General features: G+C 62.0%; 18 protein-coding genes. 12 read left to right on the top strand and 6 right to left on the bottom strand.

Annotated elements, in window-relative coordinates; translation table 11 throughout:
• The first annotated feature begins 192 nt into the window (after nucleotides 1-192).
• Complete coding sequence (locus tag IB266_RS08470; RefSeq protein WP_192260894.1) at nucleotides 193-1,095, top strand: LysR family transcriptional regulator; 903 nt, start codon at nucleotides 193-195, stop codon at nucleotides 1,093-1,095.
• Between the two features lie 116 nt (nucleotides 1,096-1,211).
• Here the strand turns inward: IB266_RS08470 and IB266_RS08475 are convergent, their stop codons facing one another.
• Nucleotides 1,212-2,051: an NAD-dependent protein deacetylase gene (locus tag IB266_RS08475; RefSeq protein WP_192260895.1), complete on the bottom strand. Its 840-nt coding sequence runs from the start codon at nucleotides 2,049-2,051 to the stop codon at nucleotides 1,212-1,214.
• Nucleotides 2,052-2,276: 225 nt separating this feature from the next.
• Here IB266_RS08475 and IB266_RS08480 point away from each other — a divergent pair, with 225 nt between their 5' ends.
• The 5 genes from IB266_RS08480 (at nucleotide 2,277) to IB266_RS08495 (ending at nucleotide 6,077) form a co-directional block, all read left to right on the top strand.
• Complete coding sequence (locus IB266_RS08480; protein WP_060741479.1) at nucleotides 2,277-2,534, top strand: hypothetical protein; 258 nt, start codon at nucleotides 2,277-2,279, stop codon at nucleotides 2,532-2,534.
• Between the two features lie 598 nt (nucleotides 2,535-3,132).
• Nucleotides 3,133-3,510, top strand: coding sequence for a general stress protein (locus IB266_RS08485; protein ID WP_060741480.1), 378 nt, complete (start codon nucleotides 3,133-3,135; stop codon nucleotides 3,508-3,510).
• A gap of 171 nt (nucleotides 3,511-3,681) precedes the next feature.
• The gene (locus IB266_RS30870; RefSeq protein WP_263864931.1) at nucleotides 3,682-3,807 is read left to right on the top strand and encodes a hypothetical protein; all 126 of its coding nucleotides are present in this window, start codon (nucleotides 3,682-3,684) and stop codon (nucleotides 3,805-3,807) included.
• A 133-nt stretch (nucleotides 3,808-3,940) separates the two neighbouring features.
• On the top strand, nucleotides 3,941-4,870 hold the full coding sequence (locus IB266_RS08490; RefSeq protein WP_192260896.1) for a ZIP family metal transporter: 930 nt from the start codon (nucleotides 3,941-3,943) through the stop codon (nucleotides 4,868-4,870).
• Nucleotides 4,871-5,057: 187 nt separating this feature from the next.
• The gene (locus IB266_RS08495) at nucleotides 5,058-6,077 is read left to right on the top strand and encodes a hypothetical protein (RefSeq protein ID WP_192260897.1); all 1,020 of its coding nucleotides are present in this window, start codon (nucleotides 5,058-5,060) and stop codon (nucleotides 6,075-6,077) included.
• A gap of 9 nt (nucleotides 6,078-6,086) precedes the next feature.
• On the opposite strand, the gene IB266_RS08500 is transcribed toward IB266_RS08495, so the two are convergent.
• Complete coding sequence (locus IB266_RS08500) at nucleotides 6,087-6,281, bottom strand: hypothetical protein (RefSeq protein WP_192260898.1); 195 nt, start codon at nucleotides 6,279-6,281, stop codon at nucleotides 6,087-6,089.
• Between the two features lie 178 nt (nucleotides 6,282-6,459).
• Between IB266_RS08500 and glsB the strand changes: the two genes are divergently transcribed.
• The gene (gene glsB, locus IB266_RS08505; RefSeq protein ID WP_060741483.1) at nucleotides 6,460-7,368 is read left to right on the top strand and encodes a glutaminase B; all 909 of its coding nucleotides are present in this window, start codon (nucleotides 6,460-6,462) and stop codon (nucleotides 7,366-7,368) included.
• 62 nt (nucleotides 7,369-7,430) lie between these two features.
• On the opposite strand, the gene IB266_RS08510 is transcribed toward glsB, so the two are convergent.
• Both IB266_RS08510 and IB266_RS08515 read right to left on the bottom strand, forming a co-directional pair.
• The gene (locus IB266_RS08510) at nucleotides 7,431-7,760 is read right to left on the bottom strand and encodes a hypothetical protein (RefSeq protein ID WP_060741484.1); all 330 of its coding nucleotides are present in this window, start codon (nucleotides 7,758-7,760) and stop codon (nucleotides 7,431-7,433) included.
• Between the two features lie 614 nt (nucleotides 7,761-8,374).
• On the bottom strand, nucleotides 8,375-10,321 hold the full coding sequence (locus tag IB266_RS08515) for a DNA topoisomerase III (RefSeq protein WP_192260899.1): 1,947 nt from the start codon (nucleotides 10,319-10,321) through the stop codon (nucleotides 8,375-8,377).
• Between the two features lie 241 nt (nucleotides 10,322-10,562).
• Between IB266_RS08515 and IB266_RS08520 the strand changes: the two genes are divergently transcribed.
• The 4 genes from IB266_RS08520 to IB266_RS08535 all read left to right on the top strand — a co-directional run bounded on the left by IB266_RS08520 (nucleotide 10,563) and on the right by IB266_RS08535 (nucleotide 15,133).
• Nucleotides 10,563-10,970: a response regulator gene (locus tag IB266_RS08520; protein ID WP_072406937.1), complete on the top strand. Its 408-nt coding sequence runs from the start codon at nucleotides 10,563-10,565 to the stop codon at nucleotides 10,968-10,970.
• 102 nt (nucleotides 10,971-11,072) lie between these two features.
• Nucleotides 11,073-11,594: a sigma-70 family RNA polymerase sigma factor gene (locus IB266_RS08525; protein ID WP_060741487.1), complete on the top strand. Its 522-nt coding sequence runs from the start codon at nucleotides 11,073-11,075 to the stop codon at nucleotides 11,592-11,594.
• A complete protein-coding gene (locus IB266_RS08530) occupies nucleotides 11,591-12,559 on the top strand; it encodes a FecR domain-containing protein (RefSeq protein ID WP_192260900.1) in 969 nt (322 codons plus the stop codon). The genes IB266_RS08525 and IB266_RS08530 overlap by 4 nt, the downstream gene beginning before the upstream one ends.
• 96 nt (nucleotides 12,560-12,655) lie before the next feature.
• Nucleotides 12,656-15,133 carry a TonB-dependent siderophore receptor gene (locus tag IB266_RS08535; RefSeq protein WP_192260901.1) on the top strand — a complete coding sequence of 826 codons (2,478 nt, stop codon included), beginning with the start codon at nucleotides 12,656-12,658 and terminating at the stop codon, nucleotides 15,131-15,133.
• A gap of 42 nt (nucleotides 15,134-15,175) precedes the next feature.
• On the opposite strand, the gene IB266_RS08540 is transcribed toward IB266_RS08535, so the two are convergent.
• Nucleotides 15,176-16,798 (bottom strand): MFS transporter, encoded by a 1,623-nt coding sequence (locus tag IB266_RS08540; RefSeq protein WP_060741490.1) that lies wholly within the window; start codon nucleotides 16,796-16,798, stop codon nucleotides 15,176-15,178.
• 204 nt (nucleotides 16,799-17,002) lie between these two features.
• On the bottom strand, nucleotides 17,003-18,646 hold the full coding sequence (locus IB266_RS08545) for a GMC family oxidoreductase (RefSeq protein ID WP_192260902.1): 1,644 nt from the start codon (nucleotides 18,644-18,646) through the stop codon (nucleotides 17,003-17,005).
• Nucleotides 18,647-18,776: 130 nt separating this feature from the next.
• Between IB266_RS08545 and IB266_RS08550 the strand changes: the two genes are divergently transcribed.
• The gene (locus IB266_RS08550) at nucleotides 18,777-19,661 is read left to right on the top strand and encodes a LysR family transcriptional regulator (RefSeq protein WP_053123328.1); all 885 of its coding nucleotides are present in this window, start codon (nucleotides 18,777-18,779) and stop codon (nucleotides 19,659-19,661) included.
• Nucleotides 19,662-19,840 lie beyond the last annotated feature (179 nt).

The following is a 19,840-nucleotide window of genomic DNA, read 5'->3' on the forward strand; positions in this document are numbered from 1 at the left end:
TGCGCCAAGTCATATATTTGTTAAGTTGATTTTTAGATTGGATTGATTGATAAAACTCAATAATTGCCTCCCTCTGTAGGAGCTGTCGAGTGCAACGAGGCTGCGATCTTTCCAAAAACACTTGAATCCCAAACAAAAGATCAAAAGATCGCAGCCTTCGGCAGCTCCTACCCAACCGGACACGAACATCCCATGACCCTCAAGCAAATCCGTGCCTTCCTCGCGGTGGCCCAGAGCCTGAGCTTCGCCGTGGCCTGCGAGCGGCTGCACCTGTCCCAATCGGCCTTGAGCCTGACCATCAAGGCCCTGGAAGAGGGCCTCGGCGGTCGTTTGTTCAGCCGTAATACCCGTAACGTGGCACTGACCCCCGAAGGTGAATCCTTGCTGCCACTGGCCCGCCGGCTGGTGGCCGACTGGGACAACGCCGAGGACGAAATGCGCCAGCGCTTCACCTTGCAGCGCGGTCGCGTGACGCTGGCGGCGATGCCTTCGTTTGCCGGCAACCTGTTGCCGCCGATCCTCAAGACCTTCCGCGCCCGCTATCCGAATGTCAACGTCACGGTCAACGATGTGATCAACGAACAAGTGCTGGAAATGGTCCGTGATCGTCATGTCGAACTGGGCGTGGCGTTCGAGCCGATGCAGGGTTCGTCCCTGGCGTTCACGCCCTTGTACCTCGATCGCTTCGTCGCGGTGGTGCCGTTGGATTCAGCCTTTGCCCAGCGCGACGAAATCCACTGGGAAACCCTGCTGGAGCAGCCGTTCATCACGCTGCAACGACCCTCCACCGTACGGGTGATGCTGGAAGAACATCTGCAGGCCCGGGGCATGAAACTGCCGGTGGAGTTCGAGAGCCACCAGTTGGCGACCGTCGGACGGATGGTCGCCAGTGGGCTGGGGGTCAGTGCCGTGCCGGCGCTGTGCGTCGGGCAGATGCATGAGCTGGGTGCCCGTTGCATCACCTTGAGTGAGCCGGTGATCGAGCGAGCCATCGGGGTGCTGACCAAACCGGGGCATGAACTGTCGGCGGCGGCGCAGGCACTGTTCGATACGCTCAGGGATCAGGAGTTGGGTATGCAGTTGGCCGCAGGTTGACCCCGGCCACTGTGGGAGCGGGCTTGCTCGCGAAAGCGGTGTGTCAGTCGACAGCAGTATCGAATGTTCCATCGCTTTCGCGAGCAAGCCCGCTCCCACAAAGGGTCCGGGTGTTGCTAAAACGGGTGTTGTGTCAGCAATGGCAGTAGTTGTTCACACGGCTCTTCAAGCTTGAGGTCCAGCAACTCATCGGCCCGGGTCTTGCCGCGGTTGATTGCCAGCAGCGGCTTGCCCTGGTCCTTGATGGCCCGGCACAGGCGAAACGCCGAATACGCCATCAGCGACGACCCCACCACCAGCAGGCCGTCCGCTTGCTCGACGGCTTGCATGGCGCGGGTCGCAGTGAGGGGGGCGACGTTCTCGCCGAAAAACACCACATCGGGTTTCAACCGCTCGCCGCCGCAATGGGGGCAATGGGGCACTTGGAAGCGCGCCTCGAACGCGGGGTCGAGCAGGGTGTCGCCATCGGGTGCCTGAACCGCATCGACACCCGCCAGGTAAGGGTTTGCGGTTTCCATCAACCGTTGAATCTGCTGTCGCTCGCTGCGCTGGCCGCAATCCAGGCACAGCACGCGATGCAGGCTGCCGTGCAGTTCGATGACGTCCTGGCTGCCGGCCTGGTCATGCAGGGTGTCGACATTCTGGGTAATCAGGCCGGTGATGCGTTGCTGCGCCTGCAACTCGGCCAAGGCTTCGTGAGCCACGTTCGGCCTGGCCTGCCTGACCCGGGGCCAGCCCAGCATCGCTCTCGCCCAATAGCGCCGTCGGGCCTCGGGCTGGGCGAGGAACTCTTGGTACATCATCGGTTGTCGACCCCGACGGACCCCGTCGCTGTCGCGGTAATCGGGGATGCCCGAAGGGGTACTGATGCCGGCGCCGGTGAGCACCAGGAAGCGGCGCCCGACGGTGTACGCCAGTAACTGATCGATGGGTGCCTGGTGAAGGTCTTCGGGCATGGGAGGTGTCTGCGCTGGCCTTGGGCCGTTGAGGTTAGCACCTGGATCGAGCCGACGCCTTTCGTCGCCCAGGGGCTGGTTTGTTCAAACTTTCCCCCGTGTCGCGCTATCCACTTTTATGTGCGGTACTTCAGAACCCCCGCATACCGAAGCCAAGCGCTGAGCAGCCAAGAGCGGCCGGTCCTGGGGGGCGAGCGCTCCTGAAACTGCCGAGAGAGGAAACGCATGAAGCGGACCAAGGGTGAAGTACGGGCCATCAATCGAGAGAGTTCAATGGTGGGCGTGTACGTGAAGCAAGAGGACCGCCATACGGTGCTGAAGCTGAGTTCAGCCAGTGACATCGATATTGGCGACATCCTGGCATGGGACAGCGGTACCGCCTTGGGTACCCAGTCCTATCACAACCTGACCAAGGGCTGGACTGCCGATGTGTATGTGGCCAACCACGGTGTAGCGGCGGCGAACCTTGATGTCCAGTTGTGACGACGCCTCAACCCGTGACCTCTGGAGAGAGAGCATGAGCAAATTAAAGTGCGGTTGCCCCGATTGCCAAGGCGAGGTGGATCCGCAACGGATGTTCAACCACTAATCCGGGTATCGGCGACAGGGTATCCGGACGCCGCAAGCCGGTCAGTGCGGTGGTGCAGGACAACGCCGGCAGCCCGCGCGTTTTGGCTTCCTGGAACGGCGCGAGGCCAGGGTGACGAGACCGGTGCAATGGGGTGCTGGCGTTGCCTGGCCTTTGGCGGACAGCGTGGAAAGACACGCACTGTTTTTAATGTTGAAGCGGGGCAATTGTGGGAGCGAGCTTGCTCGCGATAGCGTCGGATCAGCCTTCCTTGACATGACCGACACACCGCCATCGCGAGCAAGCTCGCTCCCACAGGACTGTCACTGGATGAAGTTTCGGTCTCGGCCTGTTTAATAGCCTGTTGCACTAAAGACCACGGCGGCGATACACATCAAGCATTGACCACTCGTCGCCGTTTGCCGCGTTTCCTTCAAACCTTGGCGGCGTCATGTTTTCCGAATAAGACGAGTCAGCAAGGCTCGTGGAGATCAACTAAACGAGGTGAATGAAATGGCTAACACAGGTAATAACAACCCTGGCAATTTCGCTAACGATCGTGAGAAGGCATCGGAAGCCGGGAAAAAAGGTGGCCAGGCGTCGGGTGGCAACTTCGCCAATAATCCTGAGCGCGCCTCCGAGGCTGGACGCAAGGGTGGCCAGGCGTCGGGCGGCAATTTTGCCAACGACCCGAAACGCGCCGCTGAAGCCGGTCGCAAAGGCGGGCAAGCTTCGGGGGGGAACTTCGCCAACGACCCTGAGCGGGCTTCGGAAGCCGGCCGCAAAGGTGGCCAGGCGTCGGGCGGCAACGTTGCCAATGACCGGGAAAAAGCCTCCGGGGCCGGCAGGAAAGGGGCTGAAAAAAGCCATGGCGGCGGTCGTGAATCGTAATGTCCCGTGGTCTCGCAGGTCCCGTGCCGTTGGCATGGGACCTGGTCCGGCCGTGATATTAAAAGTCGGGTATTGATGCCCGGCGTTGCTGATGTGTTGATTGTTTAAAAGATAAGCGAGTGAGCCAGGGTTTCAATTAACCACTCGTCTTCTGTCTTGAATAAAAACTAAATGTTTAACTTCTTCAGACTTTCATGCAACTCGAGCCATCTGGAAGTGATCGGTTCGATCATCGTGATGTTGAACAAAGGCGCCAAGGGCAAGATGGCTGAAGGCGCGGACGATGTCCGAGCCTGAAAGCAACCCCACCACGGGTGCCGACTTGGGTTCGGGGATGCAAGGTGACAAACTATAAACCGATGGCGAAGGAGGCGACTCCCACGCCCGGTATTCCAAGCCATACCACGGCCAAGCCCCCTAAGGACATTCGATGGACCAGCCCACCTCCCGGATTCGATCGCCCTGGCGCACCTGGCTGAACCCCGTGCAAGAGAACTGGCTGTTGGGGGTCACGTTCTGGCTCGGGCTTGTGTTGGTGGCCGCATTGTTGCTCTACAGTGGCTACAACGCCCTGGTTGGCGCCAATCGTCAAAACCTGGGCTACGCCGTGCTGGGCGGTACATCGGGTTTTGCCGCCACCGCCCTGGGGGCATTGATGGCGGTGGTGCTGCGGGATATCTCGTCACGCACCCAGGACATCATGCTGGGTTTCGCCGCCGGCATGATGCTCGCCGCCAGCTCCTTCTCACTGATCCTGCCGGGCATCGAAGCCGCGCAGGTGATTTGTGGCAATCAGTTGCTCGCCGCCTTTGTCGTCGTGGTTGGCCTGGGCTTGGGTGTGGCCCTGATGATCGGCCTCGACCGTTTCGTGCCCCACGAACACGAGTTGAGTGGGCGGCGTGGTCCTGAAGTCGAGCGCATTAACCGTGTGTGGCTGTTCGTGCTCGCCATCACCTTGCACAACCTGCCGGAAGGCATGGCCATCGGCGTCAGTTTTGCCGACGGCGACTTCAAGGTCGGCTTGCCCCTGACCACCGCCATCGCCATCCAGGACATCCCCGAAGGCCTGGCCATTGCCATGGCGCTGCGGGTCACCGGTATCAGCACCTTGCGTGCCGCGCTCATCGCGGTCGGTTCGGGGCTGATGGAGCCCCTGGGGGCGGTGATCGGCCTGGGCATGTCGTCGGGCGTGGCCGTCGCGTACCCCATCAGCCTGGGGCTGGCGGCGGGTGCGATGATTTTCGTGGTCTCTCACGAGGTGATTCCCGAGACCCATCGCAATGGCCATGAAACCCCGGCCACCCTGGGGTTGATGATGGGGTTTGCGGTGATGATGTTTCTCGACACGGCGCTGGGTTGAAAGACTCACCGATACCCTGCGTCAACGTTTCGGCAAACGTCTGGAACATCCGGAATTTTCTCCGGGTCAGGGTTGATGACATGGCGCCACTCCCGGTCTGATCACCCTGTGTGCTCAAGGCCGGATGGGTTGAATTGGCGATGTATACTCAACCCCGTGGATGACATGAATCCGGGGTGGCGCGATCGTGCTGCGTTCGCTGATGTTGGCCGTTGTGCTCGTTCTGGCGGGGTGCGCCACGCCGCAGCGCGGTCAACAGGTCGCCCCGGTGGCGATTTCCCAGGACACTTGGCGACAGGTGGACCAGCAGCTCATCGCAGCCTCGAAAAGCGCCGTCGAGCAGGCGGCACTCTACGCCCGCGGGTCGATGGAGCATTGGCGCGTGTTGGTCTATGAGCGCACCGAGGTTGAATTCATCCCCTGGTTCAGTAGCTATTGGACCCAGGAGTGGCTGGCGGTGAAGGTCAGTTGGTACGCCGCCAGCGCCGAGGGCGAGACGGATTCCTCGGCCAGGCGCCTGGCGGTTTACCTGCAAGAACAATATCGCGAGCAGGTGCTGGAACCGGTGGCGGTGGAAATCGATCCCGAGGCGATCAGGGCCAACGCCACAGGCTACTACCTGCGCCAGCTCAATCAGCAGGTCCAGGTCATCGCCCTGCGGCATCGCATCCCGAACGAACTGATGAACCGACGTCTGCACGGCGTCCCGGCCATCCGCCTCGGCCCGCCAGCGGCGCGTGACGCTTCGTTGTACGAGATGGTCCACACCGAACCGTTGAACACCCTGCCGGCCTATGCGGCCCTGATCGATCACGTCAACAAGGCTGCAAGCACAGGTGCCGGACCCTCGGAGGCGGTGATCGCCACGGTGGCGCAACGCACCAGTGAAAAAATCGAGGCCCAGTTCGCTACGCGTGGGGCAACCGGTGCGGCGGCAGCCGTGGCCGGGAAGGCGGCGGGGGCGTTGATCTCGGTGGGCGTGGCGGGCATTCGCGCGATCATCCACGAGGGCGAGCGGCCGGAAATGGAGGCGCAGATCCGCAAAAGCCTGAGCGCTGCGTTCGACGAGGCGTGGTTCAAGTCACTCAAGCATCCCCTCAGCGGGGTGATGGCACCGGTGTACTACCTGGACGAGGAAATAGAAGGCAACCTGGTGGAGGCGGACCTGGCCAATCGAGCGGTGGCATTGCCGGACATCAAGCCGTGACGGGGCGGTTCATTCTGATCCGAGGGTGACACGACAACCCTTGCGATGGCGGATCTGCTCGTCCGATGGGCGCTCCTTGATGAACTCGAAGCGCGGCTCGCCTTCGCTGTAGATCACCAGCCCCCCCCATTCCAGCTCGCTTTCATCCTGCCCGGGCTGGGGCGGCGAGGCCCACCAGGGTTCTTTTTGCATGATCTGACGCATCGTCTACTCCTGCCGATTGATCCTTTGAACTATAGACCGCTCGATGAAGACGCTTGCATCCTGTGGGAGCAAGGGTTGTGTGCCTGAAGCTTGATAATCAGTGTGCTCTGACCCCGCCCACCAGCGTCTAGCGTCTGTATCCCCGCACTCGAACGGGGAATGACTGGACCCCGCGCATATGCAAGCACTGTTGAACGAGATCCTCGATGCGGTTCGCCCCCTGATCGGTCAGGGCAAGGTCGCCGATTACATTCCTGCCCTGGGCACTGTGGTACCCAACCAGTTGGGTATTGCCGTGTATGGCAATGATGGCGAGTTGTATTGTGCCGGCGACGCCGAAACAGCGTTTTCGGTGCAGAGTATTTCCAAGGTGTTCAGCCTGGTGCAGGCCATCGGGCATTCCGGCGAAGCGATCTGGGAGCGCCTGGGTCATGAGCCATCCGGCCAGCCCTTCAACTCCCTGGTACAACTGGAGTTCGAGCGCGGCCGGCCGCGCAATCCGTTCATCAATGCCGGCGCGTTGGTGATTTGTGATATCAACCAGTCGCGTTTCGCCGCGCCGGCGCTGTCGATGCGCGATTTTGTGCGCCGCCTGTCGGGTAACCCCCAGGTGATGGTGGACGGCAAGGTCGCCGAGTCGGAATACCAGCACCGCGCCCGCAACGCAGCGATGGCGTACCTGATGCAATCGTTCGGCAACTTCCATAACGACGTGGAAGCGGTGCTGCGCAGTTATTTCAGCCATTGTGCCTTGCGGATGAGTTGCATCGATCTGGCGCGGGCATTCTGCTTCCTGGCCAACGACGGGTTCTGCAAACACAGCGGCGAACAGATCCTCAGCGCCCGGCAGACCCAACAGGTCAACTCCATCATGGCCACCAGCGGCCTGTACGATGAGGCCGGCAACTTCGCTTATCGCGTCGGCCTGCCGGGCAAGAGCGGTGTCGGTGGCGGGATTGTCGCCGTGGTGCCGGGACGGTTTACCGTATGCGTCTGGTCGCCTGAACTCAACGCCGCCGGCAACTCCCTGGCCGGCATGGCGGCGCTGGAGTTGATGAGCCAGCGGATCGGCTGGTCGGTGTTCTAGTTTCCTGCCGCATAAAAAAGGCCCGCTCCTGATTCAGGCGCGGGCCTTTTCGTTAGGGGATATCAGCAGAGGCGGTCGATGACCCGGACCTCGGAAGTGTTCTGCATCGACTGCCAGGCCTGGGTCAGCGTTTGCAACACGCGGCCCATGAAGTCTTTGTCAGCCGCGGCCTTCTTGCCGACGTAGCCCTGGCCACGGCGGTACATCTTCAGCCGGGCACACAGTTCTTGCGTGTTCTTTTCGAACTCGTCTTCTTGGGTGTAGGGCGACAGGCAGTCCATATGGACCTGGCCAGTCTTGCTGATCCACAGGATATGGCTGTCGAGTGTGTCCTTGTGTGCGGCGAACATGCGAGCCAGTTCATCAATAGATGGTTGATTATTCAGATTCATGTGTAAGCCCCTTGACCATTTGGTTGATCTGTCTGGTGGTTCGCAAAAACTTCGCTACTCGGTAAGTGCCTGCCTGCTACCGAAACCAGGCCGTCAGCGTTCGTCCGTCGAACTTCGACGGGGTCGTGCATCGGTTGTGTAGTGTTATCGAAGGGCTGCTACGCAAATGCGCTACAACGAAGAGAAACAGCGAAGAATCATCAGGCAGTGTCAACTTTCGAGGGTCGACCACGCGCGTCATGAGGATCTTCGCCGACGTTTCTCGTCCTTGTTACCGGACGATCATGCCAGGTCAGCACCTTCAATCTGCCTTGTGGGCAGTCCCTATATCCAAAAAACAGCTCGGCGGTCAGACGAGCTTGCTCAAACAGTTGCCTGTACTCCCGATCGGGGAGACGTCTGCATCATGCAAGGGCAAATCGGAGGCGTCAACGGTTTTGTAGTGATTATTTTTGTTCACTACATATTGTCGGACAAAATGGTTTGGGTATGAGGATTTCCGGTCAGACACACAATCAATGTGGGAGCGAGCTTGCTCGCGATGGCGGTGTGTCAGTCAATTATCTGATGGCTGATTCACCGTCATCGCGAGCAAGCTCGCTTCCACAGGGGAATCAGGTGGGCTGATTTTTGTTGGCCTTGCGCGGTGCGCCGCCGGTCTTGCGCTTGGTCGGCTTGCGTTTGTTTTTCCATGGCGTTGCGCCACGCCCGGCGGGGCTGGCCGGGCCGCTGATGGTCAGGCTCATGCCCTGGCAGCGGGCGACGTGCTTGCTCATCCAGGCGGCTTGCCGGGTCACGAATTCTTCCAGGCTCATTTCACCGCTTTGCACCATGTCCAGCGCTTGCTCCCAGATGGCGGTGGTGCCCGGGTCGGCGATGGCCCGGGGCACGGCGTCGATGAGGCTGAAGGCCGCCGGTGTGGCGGACAGGGCCTTGCCGTTCTTCACCAGGTAACCGCGGTCGAGTAGCCCCTGGATGATCGAGGCTCGGGTCGCTTCGGTGCCGATGCCGGTGGTGTCCTTGAGTTTCTGCTTGAGCAACGGGTCTTCCACCAGTTTGGCGACATTCTTCATCGCCTTGATCAGGTCGCCTTCAGTGAAGGGCTTGGGCGGCTGGGTCCATAGGTCCTTGGGTTTCACCTCGTCCACCGTGCAATCGCGACCTTCGGCCAGTGCCGGCAAGGTTTGCGGTGCCGGTGCTTCACGGCCCTTTGCCGGCGCCAGCGCTTCGGGCAGGGCGCGTTTCCAGCCGGGTTCGACGATCTGCTTGCCCACGGCACGCAGTGCCTGGCCGGCACAGTCGAAGTCGGCCTGGGTCCGGTCGTATTCGTGGTTGGGCAGGAACTGCGCCAGGTAGCGCGCGCGAATCAACGTATAGACCGCACGCTGCTTGCCGGCGAGTTTGTCGAGGTTCCTGGCGGCGGCGGTGGGAATGATGCCGTGGTGGGCACTGACCTTGGCGTCGTTCCAGGCCCGGGATTTGCGCTGCGGTTGCAAATGCTCGCGCAGCGGCGCGAGGCTCGGGTCGGCCTGGGCGAGGGCGGCCAGGATGGCCGGTGCTTCGCTGTGCTGGCTCAAGGGCAGGAAACCGCAATCGCTGCGGGGGTAGGTGATGAGTTTGTAGGTCTCGTAGAGCGACTGGGCAATGTCCAGGGTTTCCTGGGCGCCGAGGCCGAGTTTCTTCGAGCAGACTTCTTGCAGGGTGCCCAGGTCGAAGGGCAACGGTGCCGCTTCGCGCAGGCGCTCGGTACGCACCTTCAGTGTCCGGGCGGTGGCGGCGTTGCGCATGGCCTGGGCCGCGTCTCGGGCCAGGGCCTGGTTCAGGCAGCGTTCCTGGTCGTCGCAGGCATCCGGGTCGGCGCGCCACTGGGCGGTGAACGCCGTGCCTTCATGGCTGAGCTGCACGTCGATGGCCCAATAGGCGACCGGCACGAAGTTGGCGATGCTGCGGTCGCGGTCCACCACCAGTCGCAGCGTCGGTGTCTGCACGCGGCCTACCGGCAACACACCCTGGTAGCCGGACTGGCGCCCCAGCAAGGTGAACAGGCGACTCATGTTCATGCCGATCAGCCAGTCGGCCCGGGAGCGGCCCAGGGCCGAGTGATACAGGTTGAAGGTTTCGACGCCCGGCTTGAGGGCGGCCAGGGCCTTGCGGATCGACGCTTCGTCCAGGGCTGACAGCCATAGCCGCCGGATCGGTCCGCGATACCGGCAATGCTCCACCAGCTCCCGGGCGATCATTTCGCCTTCGCGGTCGGCGTCGGTGGCGATCACCAGTTCCTTCGCTTCCCCCAACAGGCGCTTGACCGCCTTGTACTGGCTGGCGGTTTTCGGCTTGACGGTCATTTTCCATTGCGCGGGCACAATGGGCAGGTCGGCCAGGACCCAGCGCTTGTAGCGCGCGTCGTAGGCGTCGGGTGGGGCGGTTTCCAGCAGATGGCCGATGCACCAGGTGACCGTGACGCCAGGACCCAGCCAGCAACCGTCGCCACGGCGCGTGGCACCGAGCACCGCGGCGATGTCCTTGGCCTGGGACGGCTTTTCACACAGGTACAGCTGCATAGCGCCCTTTTCCTGAGCAGATTTCATGGGGCTGTAGCATGGTCATGGATGCGCACAAGGGCAAGTTTTATCTGTATGGATATACAGATAAAAGCGTTGCGCTGCGTTGCCAAGGGGTGTCTGGCGTGACATTCGGCGTCCTGTCGGCATGCAGAATGAATTTCTCGCAGGGGTATGGCTCATAACTTCAAGGCGGTTGAAACCGCAAAGAAGGTTTATGAGGTCAAGGAGAGTCACTTTCATGAATTCGATGCCCAATGGCAACGGCCAGGCGACTACACGTTTGATTCTCGTGGTGGAAGATGATCCGACTATCCTGGAGTTTCTCTGTGAAATCCTCGAGGAAGAAGGATTTGTCGTAGAGCCTCAGAAAAACGCTGACGATGCTTTGGAGTTCCTTGAAAAGAGCGCCCATTTCGTCGATCTGTTGCTCACCGACATCACCATGCCCGGCAAGATCGACGGTGCCGACCTGGCCAACCTGACCGGAGACCGCTGGCCGCAGATCCCGCTGCTGATCATGTCCGGCTTCGAGACGCCGGAAAGCGCCGGGATCAAGCACCACGCGTCGTTCATCGCCAAGCCCTGGGCCCTGGGCCAGATGCTGGATCTGGTGGAGAGCACGGTGAAAAATCACGCCATGCACTGAGTGATCCCAGAGGGTTGCAGCGGCCGGGCACGTTTGGGTTGCAAGCGGCGATGGGCTCCATGACAATGCGAGTCATTATCAGTCGTGAATTATTCCATTGCCATGCCCGCCAACGATTTGTCCCTACGCAGTGCTGTCGACGTTCTGTACAGTGATCATCACAATTGGCTCCAGGGCTGGTTGCGCAAGCGCTTGGGCAACACTTTCGATGCCGCCGACCTGACCCAGGATACGTTTGTGCGAGTCATCAAGGCGCGCACCGCGCTGGATATCCGTGAGCCGCGACCGTACCTGTCGATGATCGCCAAAGGGCTGTTGATCGACCTGTTTCGCCGGCGCTCGCTGGAACAATCCTACCTAGAAGCCTTGGCCGCCATGCCGCAAGAGCAGCACCCATCGCTGGAAGAGCAGGCGATCCTGCTCCAGGCCCTGATGGAGATCGACCGTCTGCTCCTGGGGTTGGGGCCGCGCGTCAGGCAGGCGTTCATCCTGTCGCAGTTCGATGGCCTGACGTACCCGCAAATCGCCGAGCGCCTGGGCGTCAGCGTCCGCACGGTCAACAACCACATGGCCAAGGCCATGGAACATTGCTGCCTGATGCAAATTCAATTGCAGCTTTCATGAACCTGCCCCCCGACGAGTTGCAAGCCATCCGCGTGGCGGCACGCTGGTATGCCCGGCTGCATTCCGGTATTGCGACCGACGCGGACCGGGCCGATTGGCGCGCCTGGCTGGCTGCCGATCCCTTGCACAGCCAGGCCTGGCAGCGCATGGCCGCGGTGGCCGAGCAGATGGCGAGTGTGCCGGGCGCCCTGGCGGCACCGACTTTGAGCGACACCCACCAGCGATCCCGGCGCCAGGTGTTGCGCAGTGCCTTGCTGCTGACGTCCGCCGGCGGCCTGGGCTGGCTGGGCTGGCTGGGCTGGCGCAGCCAGGCAACCCAGAACCTGTTTTGTGATTACCGCACCGCAGTGGGCGAGCGTCGCGCGTTCCAGCTGGCCGATGGCAGCACGGTCCTGCTCAACACCGACACCTCGATCAATGTTCGTTTCGATGGACAGCAGCGGCGCCTGGAGCTGTTGCGGGGCGAGGTGCTCGTGACGACGGCGGTCGATCCCTTGCGACGTCCGTTCAAGGTGGTCACGGGGTCGGCCGAGGTGCTGGCGCTGGGCACGCGGTTTATCGTCCGCAGCCAGGCGCGGGGCGGCGAAGTGGCGGTGCTGGAGAAAGCGGTCGAGGTGAGCCTGTTGGCAAGTGGATCAAGGATGCGGGTCGAAGCCGGCCAGCGCCTGGATTTCAACGAACAGTCGTTGGGGGCGCTGCGCGGCAACGATGTGTCGGTCGGTGTCTGGCAGAAGGGAAGCATCATCGCCATTGACCGTCCCCTGGCGGCGCTGCTGGAGGAACTGTCGCGCTATCGCCCCGGTGTGCTGCGTTGGGATCCGGCGATTGGCGACTTGAAGGTTTCCGGTGTGTTTCCCGTCGATAACACCGATCTCGCCCTGGCCGCGCTGGAAAGCGGCTTTTCGTTGCGAGTGACCCGCTATAGCCGATTCTGGGTCCAGGTCTCCGGTGGCCATCGGCGGTAATGCTACGCAATAAAAAAATCAGCCCCTGCACTTTTCGTCCCCATCGTTCGGCTCTTCCTCAGTGAGTTTTTATCGACCGTTTTGGGGAGGGGAAATATGACTTGGGTGAGCGCGCCAGGCCGTCTGGTGTTTGCAGTGAAAATCAGCTTGCTGGCGGTCACGACCGCCGACGTCACGGTCGTGAACGCCAGCCCGGTTCCAGCGGCTGCGGCGCAGCAGCGCGCGGTGCAGGCCTACGATATCGGCGCCGGTCGCCTGGTGGATGTGCTGACCCGTTTCTCCAGCGCCGCCGGCGTCGCCATTTCGTTTGATGCCCGGCAACTCGGGGACTTGCAATCCCCCGGCCTGAAGGGGGCTTTCGGCGTGGGCGACGGCTTTTCCCGCATTCTTGGCGGCAGTGGCCTGCAAGCCGCCCTCCAGGCCAACGGCACGTACGTGCTGCGCCCCGCGCCGGTCAGTGGTTCGGCATTGGAATTGGACGCCACCACCATCGAGGCACAGCGGCTCGGGGCGACCACCGAGGACAGTCACTCCTACACGACGGGTGCGGTCACCATTGGCAAGGGGGAGCACTCCCTGCGCGAAACGCCGCAATCGGTGACGGTGATTACCCGCAAGATGCTCGATGACCAGAACCTCAATACCATCGATCAAGTCATGGAAAAGACCCCTGGCATCACCGTCTACGACTCGACCATGGGCGGCAAGTATTTCTATTCCCGCGGGTTCCGCATGTCTGGCCAGTATCAATACGACGGCGTTCCGCTGGACATGGGCAACAGTTATGTCCAGGCCGACAGTTTCAGCAGCGACATGGCCTATTACGACCGGGTCGAAGTGCTGCGCGGCGCCGCCGGGATGATGAAGGGGGCGGGCGGCACGTCCGGCGGCGTCAACTTCGTTCGTAAACGCGGCCAGGCCACGGCGCAGACCGAGCTCAGCCTGTCCGGGGGAACCTGGGACAATTACCGTGGGCAGGTCGATACCGGTGGCCCGTTGAATGACGCCGGCACCGTGCGGGGCAGGGCGGTGATCGCCGAGCAGAGCCGGCACTATTTCTACGATGATGCCCGGCGCAAGGACCAGATCTACTACGGCGCCCTGGACTTCGACCTGTCGCCCGACACGACGCTCGGCCTGGGCGTAGCCTATGAGGACGTCGATGCAAGCCCGTGCTGGGGCGGGCTTCCGCGCTACCGGGACGGCCGCGATCTGAAACTCAGTCGTTCCACTTGCCTGGACCCATCGTGGAACACCTGGCGCAGCCAGCGGACCACGGTGTTCGGCGATCTCAAGCATCAGCTCAACGACGACTGGGCCGTGAAGGTCGCCAGTGTCTATACGAAAAATACCCAGGACATCAAATACGCGTTTGCATCGGGCTCGGTGGCGCCAGGCACCTCGACCACCAACATGCTGGGCAGCATGTATGACTATGACCAGGTCGATTACGGCCTCGACGCCTACCTGGACGGCAAGTTCGACGCCCTGGGGCAGCAACATGAGTTGATCGTCGGTTTCAACGCCAGTCGTTCGGACAAGGATGATTTTTTCTCGGTGGCGCTGTTGCCACAGAAGCAGAATGTGTTCGATCCGGACCGACATATTCCCGAACCGGACGACAGTTACTTCATCGAAAACTCGACGCGGGGAGGTCCGGTCAAGACCGTGACCGAGCAGCAAGGCATGTATTCGACCCTGCGACTGAAACTGGCTGACCCCTTGACGTTTGTCGTCGGCAGCCGGGTGAGCTGGTACAGCTCCAAGACCGACTCGGTGTTCCTCACGGGCGGTACGGAGCACGCCAAGAGCACGGAGACGGGGCAAGTCACGCCGTTTGCCGCCGTGTTGCTGGACCTCAATGAGCACCTGACGGCCTATGCCAGCTATTCGGATATCTTCACGCCCCAGGGCAACTACCGCTCCGAAAGCGGCTCGGCACTCAAGCCCCTGATGGGCGAGAGTTATGAGCTGGGGATCAAGGGCGAGTGGTTCGAGGGACGCCTGAACAGCGCCTTCAACCTGTTCCGCACACTGCAGAAAGACCAGGCCCAGACTGACTACAACTCCAGTTGCGCGTCCTCGGACGGTTACTGCTACGAGAACGCTGGCAAGGTGCGCGCCCAGGGTTTCGAAGCCGAAATCAGCGGTGAAGTCATCGAGCGCCTGCAACTGCTGGCCGGCTACACCTACACCCAGACCAAGACCCTCGACGACATTGACACCAGCCTCAACGGCGGCTCGTTCAACAGCTACGTGCCGCGCCATGTGCTGCGCCTGTGGAGCGATTATGCCCTCGGCGGGGCGCTCGAACGGTTCAGTGTCGGTGCCGGGGTCAATGCCCAGAGCGATAACTTCCGCGTATCGCCGGCGACGGGCGAGAAGATCACCCAGGCCGGTTATGCCGTGTGGAACGGCCGCGTTGGCTACCGCATCGATGACACCTGGTCGGTGGCCCTCAATGGCAACAACCTGTTCGACAAGCGCTACTACACCACTATAGGCACCGAGAGCTTCGGTAACTATTACGGTGAGCCGCGCAACTTCACCATGACCTTGAAGGGGCGCTTCTGAAGCGGTGGCGAGGGCGCCCATGCCCTCGCCACGGTTTTGCCCTCAGTTGGTATCCAGGTCCACGTTGCGGGTTTCCCGCAGGCAGATCATGCCCACCACCAGGCTCACCCCGGTGATCACCACCGGGTACCACAGCCCGTAGAAAATATCCCCGGTGTAGACCACCAGGGCAAACGACACAGTGGGCAGGAAACCGCCGAACCAGCCGTTGCCGATGTGGTAGGGCAGGGACATGGAGGTGTAGCGGATCCGGGTCGGGAACAGTTCGACCATCAACGCCGCCAGCGGTCCGTAGCACATCGCCGAGATGATGATCAGCGCGACGATCAAGGCCACGATCATCGGCCGGTTGATCTGCTGGGCATCGGCCTGCTGCGGGTAGCCGGCCAGGGTCACCGCGCCGCGCAGGGCGGCTTCGTCGTAACCTTCGAGTTTCACGTCACCGACGCTGACCTGCACCGCGCTGCCGGCCGGGGCCGCGACGCTGCTGTAGGGCAGGCCTTGCTTGACCAGGAAGGTCTTGACCTTGTCGCACGGGCTGTCGAAACGCGCCTTGCCCACCGGGTCGAATTGGAAGGTACAGGTGGCCGGGTCGGCGACCACGGTGATCGGCGCCTGGCGGCTGGCCTGGTCGATGGCCGGGTTGGCGTAGTGGGCCAGCGTCTTGAAGATCGGAAAGTACAGGGCAGTCGCCAGCAGCAGGCCGATCATCAACACCGGTTTGCGCCCGACCTTGTCCGACAGCCAGCCGAAAAAGATGAAGAACGGCGCACCAATCACCACGCTGACAATCAGCAGGCTGTTGGCCAGGGCCGGGTCCATCTTCAGGAACTGGGTGAGGAAAAACAGCACGTAGAACTGCGCGGCGTAGAAGGTCACCGCTTGCCCGGCATTGATGCTGAACAGGGCGATCAGCACCACCTTCAGGTTTTCCCATTTGCCGAAGGATTCGCGGATCGGCGCCTTGCAGCACTTGCCTTCTTCTTTCATTTTCAGGAAGGCCGGCGACTCGTGCAGGCTCAGGCGAATCCAGGTGGAGATGCCCAGCAGCAGGATCGACAGCAGGAACGGAATGCGCCAGCCCCAGACTTCGAACTGATCGCCAGTGAAGTAGCGGCAGCCCAGCACCACCAGCAGCGAGAGCAACAGCCCCAACGTGGCGGTGGACTGAATCCAACTGGTATGGAAACCGCGCTTGCCCATCGGCGCATGCTCGGCGACATAGGTCGCCGCGCCGCCGTACTCACCACCCAGGGCCAAGCCCTGGAGCATGCGCAACACCACCAGGATGATTGGCGCGGCGATGCCGATGCTGGCGTAGTTGGGCAGCAGGCCGACGCAGAACGTCGCCAGGCCCATGAGGATGATGGTGGCCAGGAACGTGTACTTGCGCCCGATCATGTCCCCCAACCGCCCGAACACCAGTGCCCCGAACGGCCGCACGATGAAACCGGCGGCGAAGGCCATCAGGGCGAAGATGAACGCGGTGGTGTCGTTGACCCCGGCGAAGAACTGCTTGCTGATCACCGCCGCCAGGGCGCCATAGAGGAAAAAGTCGTACCACTCGAACACCGTCCCCAGGGACGAGGCGAAGATGACTTTCTGGGTTTCCTGGCTGGTGCCGGCGCTGCGCGTGGCTTCCAGGGGCTGAACATGCTCGGACATAGCGGTATCCCTCACAGTGATTGTTTTTGTTGTTCCACTGCGACGCCGGGGTGGCGTCTCCTGATTTGACACACTTTCCTTGAATCGACTCACCCCCTTGTGGGAGCGAGCTTGCTCGCGATAGCTGCCTGTCTGTCACCCACAAGTTGAATGTGCCGCCGTCATCGCGAGCAAGCTCGCTCCCACAGGTGTTTCTGTTGTTCTTCAGACCGTAGCAGGTGCTTTTTCGATGTCGGTGTTCCTCGTCGCGGGGTTGAGCATCATCTGCGCCGCCTTCTCGGCAATCATCAGCGTCGGCGAGCAGGTGTTGCCGGAGGTGATGCGCGGCATGATCGAGGCATCGGCGATGCGCAGGCCCTTGATGCCGTGGACGCGCAGTTGCGCATCCACCACCGCGTCGCGATCCTGGCCCATGCGGCAAGTGCCGACCGGGTGGAAAATCGTCGTGCCGATGCGAGCGGCGGCCTGGTGCAGTTCCTCTTCGGTTTGCAGGCTGGGGCCCGGCAGGTATTCCACCGGTTTGAACGCGCTCAGGGCCGGGGCCGCGACGATGCGGCGGGTCAGGCGGATGGCGTCGGCGGCGACCCGCAGGTCCTCGGGGTGGCTCAGGTAGTTGGGCTGGATCAGCGGCGCTTCGTGCGGGTCGGCCGAACGAATGTCCACCCGGCCACGGCTTTGCGGGCGCAGGTCGCAGACCGACGCGGTGAACGCCGGGAAGCTGTGCAGCGGTTCGCCGAAGCGTTCCAGGGACAGCGGCTGCACGTGATATTCGAGGTTGGCCGAGGTCTGTTCCGGGCCCGAGCGGGCGAACGCGCCGAGTTGGCTGGGGGCCATGGACAGCGGGCCGCTGCGGTCGTACAGGTAGCGCAGGCCCATGCCCATCTTGCCCCACAGGGTGCCGGCGATCTGGTTCAGGGTGCGGGCGTTTTCCAACTGGTAGATCAGCCGCAGTTGCAGGTGGTCCTGCAAGTTGCCGCCGACACCGGGCAGTTCATGGGTCACGCCGATGCCCAGGCGTTGCAGCAGGCTGCGCGGGCCGATCCCGGAACGTTGCAGGATCCCCGGCGACCCCACGGCCCCGGCGCACAGGACGATTTCCTTGCGGGCCTTGAAGGTCATGCCCTTGCCTTGCCAGCGAGCGCTGACGGCGTGGGCGCGGTCGTCACGCAGCAACACGCGGTCGACCTCGACGTCGGTCAACACCGTGAGGTTGGCGCGCTGGCGAACCGGCTTGAGAAACGCCTTGGCCGCGTTCCAGCGCACCCCGGCTTTCTGGTTGACCTGGAAGTAGCCACAGCCTTCATTGTCGCCGCCGTTGAAATCGTCGACGTTGGGGATGCCGCTCTGCTCGGCGGCGCTGCGGAAGGCATCGAGAATCGGCCATGACAGGCGCTGGCGTTCGACCCGCCATTCGCCGCCGGCGCCGTGAAATTCGGACGCGCCGGCAAAGTGGTTTTCGCTCTGGCGGAACAGCGGCAGCACGTCTTCCCAGGCCCAGCCGGGATTGCCCTCGGCAGCCCAGCCATCGTAGTCCGTGGCCTGGCCGCGCATGTAGATCATGCCGTTGATGGAGGAGCAACCGCCCAGGACCTTGCCGCGCGGGTAGCTCAGGGCCCGCCCTTGCAGGCCCGGTTGTGCTTCGGTCTTGAAGCACCAGTCGGTGCGTGGGTTGCCGATGCAGAACAGGTAGCCGACCGGGATGTGAATCCACGGATAGTTGTCGCGCCCGCCGGCTTCGAGCAGCAGCACCCGGTGTTGCGGGTTGGCCGAAAGCCGATTGGCCAGCAAGCACCCGGCAGGGCCGGCGCCCACGATCACGTAATCGTATTCATCGACGACAGGTTGCATTCGCGACCTCATTCTTGTTGTTGTGGGACTCATCCTAGTTGTTAGTTTTCGTCAAAAGAATGTTAGTTTTTGCGCAGTGGCTGTGCGTTTATAAACAGTCATGCCTTCAGGCGTGTTCAAGGATCGCTTCATGTTCGACTGGAATGACCTGCGCTATTTCCTGGAGCTGCAACGCAGTGGGCGTTTGTTGACGGCTGCACGGCGCCTGAACACCACCCACGCCACAGTGGCCCGGCATATCGAGGCCATCGAGAAAAGCCTGGGCACCGCATTGTTCGTCCAGCATGCCCAGGGCTATGAACTGACCCCGGCGGGCGAGACGTTGCTCAAGCACGCCGAGGCTATGGAAAACGTGGCATTGCTGGCCCAGGAGGACATCACCCAGTCCAGTGCGCCCCTGGGCAAGATCCGCCTGGGGGTGACCGAAGGTTTGGGCATCATGTTCCTCGCCAGTCGCATGGACGGCTTGTTCCAGCGTTATCCGGGGCTGGAAGTGGAGCTGGTGGCGGTGCCGCGGTTTGTCAGCATCCTCAATCGTGAGGCGGAAATCAGCATCCACCTCGAACGCCCGGCCGCCGACCTGCTGGTGACCCGCAAACTCACCGACTACAGCCTGGCGCTGTACGCCAGCCAGGCCTACCTGGATCGCTCGCCCGCGCTGCGCAGCCGCGAAGACCTGGCGCGCCACGCCTGGATCGGTTATGTCGATGACCTGCTGTTCAGCCAGGAACTGATGTTCCTCAACAGTTTTTGCCGCAACCCCCGGGTGGTGTTCCACAGCACCAGCGTCATCGCCCAGCAACAGGCCGCGCGCTCGGGCCTGGGGATCGCCGTGTTGCCGTGCTACATGGCCAGCGGTGACCCGACGTTGGTGCCGTTGCTGCCAGACGAAACCATCCGCCGCAGCTATTGGATCAGTACCCGCCGCGAGCTGCACAAGTCCGTACGCCTGCGGGTGTTGTGGGATTACGTGGTGCAGTTGTGCGAGCGCGAGCAGGGGTTATTACTCCCCTGAGCAAGCGATGCCTTTGTGGCGAGCCGTTCTGTGGGGGCGATCTGTGGGAGCAAGGCTTGCCCGCGATGAGGAAACACACAGTCTATCTGGAACCGAGTCGCCTGCTTCGCGGGCAAGCCTTGCTCCCACAAATGAATCCCCTAGCCACAGAGTCATCGACTCTCCAGTGCTGGCCGCCC

Origin of the sequence: Pseudomonas sp. Pdm06, assembly GCF_014851795.1 — a bacterium.
Classification (GTDB): Bacteria; Pseudomonadota; Gammaproteobacteria; order Pseudomonadales; family Pseudomonadaceae; genus Aquipseudomonas; species Aquipseudomonas fluorescens_AA.